Raw genomic sequence first — 209 nt, 5'->3', positions numbered from 1 at the left:
TGAGCTGGCGGAGCGGCTCCGCGCCGCGGCCGCACGTGCCGCCCCCGGCTGGGCGGGTGACCCGCTGGATCGCCTCACCGTGGCCACGCCGCCGGGGGACGGGCCGCCGCCCCTGGTCCGGGTGGGCACCGCCGCGCCGCTGGACGATGCCCGGTTCCCCGCGCTGGTGCCGTTGCTCGGCAGTGGACACCTGGCGGTCGACGCCGACG

Annotated in this window: 1 protein-coding gene; it reads left to right on the top strand. The window is 80.4% G+C overall.

Features of this window, described 5'->3' with window-relative positions:
• Positions 1-209 (top strand): hypothetical protein (locus LQ51_RS33795; RefSeq protein ID WP_046564186.1); only part of this gene is annotated, 209 nt, incomplete at both ends.

This window comes from Micromonospora sp. HK10 (assembly GCF_000982955.1).
Lineage (GTDB): Bacteria > Actinomycetota > Actinomycetes > Mycobacteriales > Micromonosporaceae > Micromonospora.
Note: the sequence above shows the minus strand (reverse complement) of the source record. Positions and strands in the feature narration are given on the sequence as shown.